This window comes from uncultured Christiangramia sp. (assembly GCF_913046405.1).
In the GTDB taxonomy this organism is placed as follows: domain Bacteria; phylum Bacteroidota; class Bacteroidia; order Flavobacteriales; family Flavobacteriaceae; genus Christiangramia; species Christiangramia marina.
In genome coordinates, this window is sequence record NZ_CAJWRQ010000156.1 from 1 (window position 1) to 3,908 (window position 3,908).

Genomic DNA, 3,908 nt, shown 5'->3' on the forward strand with positions numbered 1-3,908 from the left:
GACCATAGAAATGAACTGAGCTCGATCCTGGTTAAATCCACCACTGGAATAACCCTTACTATAGCTCGCGTAAATTAAGACATCGTCATTTTGTTGGTAGCTTAAGATTGCTCTAGGTGTAGTTTCACTATAACTAACGGTTTGAATACATCTATCGCTTAAGGGGACAACCACTCCAGGTGCTACTTCAGCACTAGGCATGCCAGGACAGAAGTAAGTTGGATCAAAGGCTCCTCCATAGAGAGTTTGCCATCTTTCAAAATATCTATCGTCATTTGTTCTTCTAACTCCAACGGTTAAATCAAGTTGGTCAGAAATTTGATATGTACCTTCTGCATAGAAAGCATCATTCTCATTAGTGACGTTGTATCCTTGATTCCTACTTCCATAAGCTTGAGTACCTAAAACTATATCCGCAAGTCCAGGTACGTAGAAAACAGGCCATAAAGTAGCTGGAGGAGGCAGCACCCCTCTGAATATGGGTACATCTATGCTCTCAATCGCATTTTCTTCAAAGATATAAGCTCCTATAACCCAGTCAAAAGAATCAGAACTACCTGTAAGTCTTAATTCATGAGACTCAACTTCTATTTCACTCGGGTTATTTATTACATCCAGTAAATTAGCATTACCACTAATTCCAGGACCATTTCCATAATTCCAACCCCATGATCCATTGTAAGATTCAATCTCTCTTTTATTTGAAATAAGAGTTATTTCACCAATTGAAAGATCAAAAGTCTGGGTTAGAGTGTAAGAATCTACTTCAGTTTCTGAATCAGTTCTTGGAGAACCAACGCGTATTACCGGGGAAGGCATATGGCCTTGTGTTGTCAGCCCATTTAACGCACCTTGGCTCAATGATGAAATTGTTTCCATTGGCGTCGGCGGTTCATTAACAGTTCACTTTGACGAACCAATAACAGACGATCCGAACAACCCATTTGGCATTGACTTTATTATTTTTGGAAACACTGGCCTCTTCGATTCCGCGTGGCCTGCTGCAATTGTTGGCGGGGCTTTTAGTGATGATGGAGGAAGTATCGAAATTTCAAGTGATGGAAAAATTGAAAGATTTTTTCCAAATGGGGATTCCACTGACTATTATTTTTTATTTCGGTTTCATAGGAAAGATTTGCAAAGACTCTATTTTCTGGGATATGGGGTTTGATCTTAGTTCCAGTCTGATACTTAGTTTTTACATCGTAAAATTTATAAGCCATTCTTAGATCGAGGCGCTCTGCAGCATTATAGCTTAATTCAGCTTGAAAACTATTCGCATAGCTATCTCCTTTCAGATTATAAAAACTGATCTCCTGTGGGTTTTCCCAGTCGACTACCACCTGGTTCTGAAAATCAGTTCGATAATAATCAAAGATCAGCTCTGCTTTTCTACTGAAAATATTGAAACCCTGCATATATGAAATTCCGTAATTCCAGGCGATCTCGGGATCCAAACCATAAATATCTCCGCTGGAACTTCTTTGAATGTTGATCTCCCGGGAAGAGGCGAATAGATTTTGATTTTCAGCAAAGATATTAGCAGCCCGTTTACCACGACCAAATGATACTCTTAAAGCCGATTTCGCCCAAGGTCGATACCTCGCATGAACTCTTGGAGTAAGAAAGAAACCAAGACGGTTATGATAATCTGCACGCACTCCTGCGGTAAGATTGAGCTTGTCCATATCGTCAAAGTTATACTCGAAAAAACCTCCTACAGAATTATCTTTACGAACGTAATCTGTATCTTCAACCAACTCATTATAAGAATCCTGAGTAAAATCAAGACCAGTTTTGATCTTGTGTCTGGAGTCACTAATAATACTATTATAAATAATGTTGGAATAAATGCTATTGTGCTCTATATCATAAACCCTAAGACCAAAATAGGAATCCTGCTGATGATTGCTCACCGCTAATTGCATTCCAATACTCTGCCACGGAAGTTCTGGATTTACATATCCTAGTTTTCCTGAAAACTCATAACGTTGCGTATTAATCTCACTTCCCCAGGCATTTGTGGTTAATTTATCTGTATCAGGATCGAAATCGAGCTCTCCGGTTTGCTTTTCATCATTAAGATAGCGGAAATTCATAAAAGCAACGATCCCGTTCTCATTATCGATATATTGCCAGCGATTCATCAAATTGATCTGATTATACAAAGGCATATCCAGGAAGTTGTCGTTATTGACATCGTGCTCTTCCTGATGTGAGTTTCCGTGTACAAAAATACCAGTACTCCACTTCTTATTCAGCTGAGTATTATAATGAGTATTGAGCTCCAGGCGCTTACTGCTGGCACCATAAAGGTTTACAAAAAATTTATCTGAATTTGCAGGTTTCTGAAGTTCAGCGTTGATCTGGCCGGCAATACTTTCATAACCATTAACCACACTACCCGCTCCTTTAGTAATCTGAATACTCTCCACCCATGTTCCCGGTGTGAATGAAAGTCCGTAAGCTTGAGCGGCTCCTCTTACTGACGGAATATTTTCGGTAGCGATCAATATATAAGGACTGGTTAATCCCAGCATCTTTATTTGCCGGGTTCCCGAAATAGCATCAGCGAAATTAACGTCTATGGAAGGATTGGTTTCAAAACTTTCAGAAAGATTACAACAAGCAGCTTTTAAAAGTTCATCACTGCTAATATTCATGACATTCGTAGACTCCAGATAGGATCTTGAAGTTGCTTTTTTACGAGAAACCAGGTCTACTTCATCAAGATTTGCTGAAGGACTTAGTTCATGAACAAAATTATCCTTATTGTTCTTTATACTAAGAGTATCTGATTTATAGCCCATAAAACTAATGACCAGCTTATTATATTCCTTCTTATACGGAATTGAAAATTCACCGTTGAAGTCGGTTATGGTTCCAACTTCGGTATTTAGCCAGTAGACATTTGCTCCGGGAACAGGCATTTCTGTTCCCAGTTCCTGTACTTTACCACTGAAAGTTTCCTGTGAAAAAATTACCACAGGGAGTAGTAATAATATGAGAGATTGTATGATTTTCATCAATTGAATTTTGATTTTTGATAATAATTAAAGTACCCTCCGCCTGTCTTTCTGCGGAAAGTGATAATTCTATTAAAAATCTAAATTCAGATTAAATATACCTGATAGCATGACTGAAGGTCAAAGCTAATAGTAGGTGGATCGTAATAAAGTGAATTTTCCGGGCTTTTGGATTCCGGTTGAAAGAGTGAAAAGAAAGCCTTGCCGAATGCAACAAGAAAGACCTGTTGATCTACATCCAGATCGTCAATTTTCTTAACAGTTGTAATATCCTGCCCTTCCAGCACATCAACCACATCCGTACAGCATTCAGATTCAGAAGGAATGTTATCCTTAGCATCTAAACAACCAGGGCATTTCTCCAATTCAGCAAAAACAGAAGTATCAATTAATCGCTCGCCACAGAAATGCTTTTCAATAGCGAATGAATTAGTAGTTACCAGCACTAATAGAGCTAGCAAGGATACCAGAAGTTTATGAGGAAATGCAATTTTCACTTTGCAAAAATATGAATTTTGATTGAGTCTATAAATTTAAAACCTAATACATACGGAATAAAAAATAAATGATATCTTTGCCGCCTGACAGAAATGCTGTCAATACATAAAAATCATTTAAATAATATTGGAATGTATCTAGCAAAAGAAAGAAAAGAAGAGATCTTCGAAAAACATGGTAAATCAAAAAATGATACCGGTTCAGCAGAAGGACAAATCGCATTATTTACTTACAGAATTGCTCACCTATCTGAGCACCTGAAGAAAAACCGTAAGGATTTTAATTCAGAGCGTTCGCTGGTTAAGCTTGTTGGTAAAAGAAGAAGCTTACTTGATTACTTAATGAAAAAGGATATCATGAGATATCGTGCCATTATTAAGGAAT

At 37.9% G+C, this 3,908-nt stretch carries 4 protein-coding genes; 1 reads left to right on the plus strand and 3 read right to left on the minus strand.

Going from position 1 to position 3,908, the window contains the following annotated elements; all coding sequences use genetic code 11:
• The 3 genes from QZ620_RS13625 to QZ620_RS13635 form a co-directional block, all read right to left on the minus strand.
• Positions 1-819: TonB-dependent receptor (locus QZ620_RS13625; RefSeq protein ID WP_295182681.1), on the minus strand; the 819-nt coding region annotated here is incomplete at its 3' end.
• A gap of 203 nt (positions 820-1,022) precedes the next feature.
• Positions 1,023-3,026 carry a TonB-dependent receptor gene (locus tag QZ620_RS13630; RefSeq protein WP_295182683.1) on the minus strand — a complete coding sequence of 668 codons (2,004 nt, stop codon included), beginning with the start codon at positions 3,024-3,026 and terminating at the stop codon, positions 1,023-1,025.
• 86 nt (positions 3,027-3,112) lie between these two features.
• Positions 3,113-3,523, minus strand: a complete 411-nt coding sequence (locus tag QZ620_RS13635; protein WP_295182686.1) for a hypothetical protein — start codon at positions 3,521-3,523, stop codon at positions 3,113-3,115.
• 132 nt (positions 3,524-3,655) lie between these two features.
• Here QZ620_RS13635 and rpsO point away from each other — a divergent pair.
• Positions 3,656-3,908 (plus strand): 30S ribosomal protein S15 (gene rpsO, locus QZ620_RS13640; protein WP_295182688.1); only part of this gene is annotated, 253 nt, incomplete at its 3' end.

Bases quoted from the DNA above. Each gene is read 5' to 3' on its own strand.
- QZ620_RS13630 (WP_295182683.1), bottom strand. From the start codon at position 3,026: ATGAAAATCATACAATCTCTCATATTATTACTACTCCCTGTGGTAATT.